The organism is Mesorhizobium sp. M1E.F.Ca.ET.063.01.1.1, assembly GCF_003998155.1.
Lineage (GTDB): Bacteria > Pseudomonadota > Alphaproteobacteria > Rhizobiales > Rhizobiaceae > Mesorhizobium.
This window is the reverse complement of sequence record NZ_RZSC01000937.1, coordinates 1-1,993: the sequence shown is the minus strand read 5'-3', so window position 1 is coordinate 1,993 and position 1,993 is coordinate 1. Positions and strand designations below refer to the sequence as shown.

The following is a 1,993-nucleotide window of genomic DNA, read 5'->3' as shown; positions in this document are numbered from 1 at the left end:
AGATTCCTTGGGCGAGCGCCACGCCCAATCCTGAAATTGCGAGATCGAGTGCTGCCCGCGACGAATTGGCGGAGAGGCCGCGCCGTGCCGCCCGCCCTGGCTCGATGCCGGCCGCCTCGAACCAGTTGCGCCAGGACGGAAAGGCGGCGCCGGTCGGTCCCCAGTCGGTGTGGATCAGCGGCAGGCCGGCGAGGTTTTCGGACCTGATTGCGCCGGCAAGGCCCGGCGCGCAGACGGGATAGACCGCGTCCCGGACGATCTCCTCGGTCGGGTGCTCGCGATAGTGCGGGCCGTAGGAAAGCCGGATGTCGATCAGCTCATGGTCGAACGGCACCGGGTCGTCGTCGCCTCTGAGCGAGATGTCGGCGGCGCCGTGGCTGGCGACGAAGCCGGCGAGGCGCTCGGAAAGCCAGCCCATCGCCATTGACGGTGGCACCGAGATGACAAGCCTTGGCCGGAAAGCATCGCCGCCGCGCGCGACGCTGCCGATCTCCTGGAAGGCCATGGTGAGCCTCGGCAGCATCTCGACGCCGGCTTCGGTCAGCACGACGCGCCGGTTGACGCGGTGGAACAGCTTGCGGCCCATCTGCTCCTCGACGGTGCGGATGAGCTGGCTGACGGCGGCCGCCGAAATCGACAGCTCTTCCGCCGCCGCGGCGAAGCTGCCGGTGCGCGCAGCCGCCTCGAACGCCTGAAGTCCCCTCAGCGATGGAAGTGCGACCATGGCAATCCGAAAGATAAGCTAATCTTACCTATTTTACAGAAATCCTCGTTTTTCGAAAGGTTTCTTGCTGAGTAGGCTGGTTTCATGCACGCAATCGGCCGCAACGAACCCGTCGACCACCGCGACGTCATCGCCTCGCTGAGCAGTGCGGAGCGCAGCCGGCTGACCGGCAAGTCAGACTGGCCGGGCCTCCTCCAGTTCGCGATCCATCTCGGTGCCATCGTCGGTCTCGGCGCGCTGATCGCGGTCAAGGTTCCGTTCTGGCCGCTGCTGATGCAGCCGCAGGGCATCCTGATCGTGTTCCTGTTCACGCTGCTGCACGAAACGCTGCACAGGACGGCGTTCGAGACACAGTGGCTGAACGATGCCGTCGCTCGGCTCTGCAGCCTGGCGATCGCGCTGCCCGCCGACTGGTTCCGCTATTTTCATTTCGCCCATCACCGCTTCACCCAGGATCCGGAGAACGATCCGGAACTGGCCTTCCCGAAGCCCGAGACCTTGCGGCAATACATCGTCCATGTCTCGGGCCTGCCGGTGTGGTGGGGGCATTTCAAGACGCTCTGCACCAATGCCGGCGGTCGCTGCCGGGACAGCTACGTGCCGCCGAAGGGCTTGCCGAAAGTGCAGGCCGAGGCGCGCGCGATGATCGCTTTCTACGTCGTCTTGCTGGCGCTTGCCCTCTGGTTCAAGGCGACCGTGCTGCTTTACGTCTGGATCGTGCCGGCGCTGCTCGGGCAGCCCTTCCTCAGGCTCTATCTGCTGGCCGAGCATGGCCGCTGCCCCTTCGTCGCCAACATGCTGGAAAACAGCAGGACGACGATCACCAACTGGTTTGTCCGCAAGCTCGCCTGGAACATGCCTTACCATGCCGAGCATCACGCTTATCCCGGCGTGCCGTTCCACCAGTTGCCGGCGTTCCATCGGCTGATCGAGCGGCATCTCAAGGTGGTCGAGCCGGGATACGTGAGCTTCCACGAGAAATACATCGAGACGCTGCGCTGACGGTGCCTGGCGTCAGCCGGATTGGCGCAGCTTTTCCTGCGAGCGCAGCAGCCGGCTCGTCTCTGGGGCCTTGGCCGGCACGCCGATAAGAAAACCTTGTGCCTCGCCGCAACCTGCTTTGCGCAGCATCTCGAGCTGCGCTTCGGTTTCGACGCCTTCGGCGGTGACGGTGATGCCGAGCTCGGCGCCTAATCCGATCACGGTGCGTACGATCGCCGCCGTGTCGCGCCTGTCGAGGTCGCGGATGAAGGAGCGGTCGATCTTGAT

General features: G+C 64.8%; 3 protein-coding genes. 1 reads left to right on the top strand and 2 read right to left on the bottom strand.

What is annotated here, in order from left to right; translation table 11 throughout:
- Positions 1-724, bottom strand: a 724-nt coding sequence (locus tag EOA29_RS34500) for a LysR family transcriptional regulator (protein ID WP_127222260.1), incomplete at its 3' end; no start/stop codon positions are given.
- An 84-nt stretch (positions 725-808) separates the two neighbouring features.
- Between EOA29_RS34500 and EOA29_RS34495 the strand changes: the two genes are divergently transcribed.
- A complete protein-coding gene (locus EOA29_RS34495; protein ID WP_127222259.1) occupies positions 809-1,726 on the top strand; it encodes a fatty acid desaturase family protein in 918 nt (305 codons plus the stop codon).
- A 12-nt stretch (positions 1,727-1,738) separates the two neighbouring features.
- On the opposite strand, the gene EOA29_RS34490 is transcribed toward EOA29_RS34495, so the two are convergent.
- Positions 1,739-1,993, bottom strand: a 255-nt coding sequence (locus EOA29_RS34490) for an EAL domain-containing protein (RefSeq protein WP_145969987.1), incomplete at its 5' end; no start/stop codon positions are given.

What these genes read in the sequence shown, in the direction of transcription:
- EOA29_RS34495 (WP_127222259.1), top strand. Translation starts at nt 809, where the DNA reads ATGCACGCAATCGGCCGCAACGAACCCGTCGACCACCGCGACGTCATC.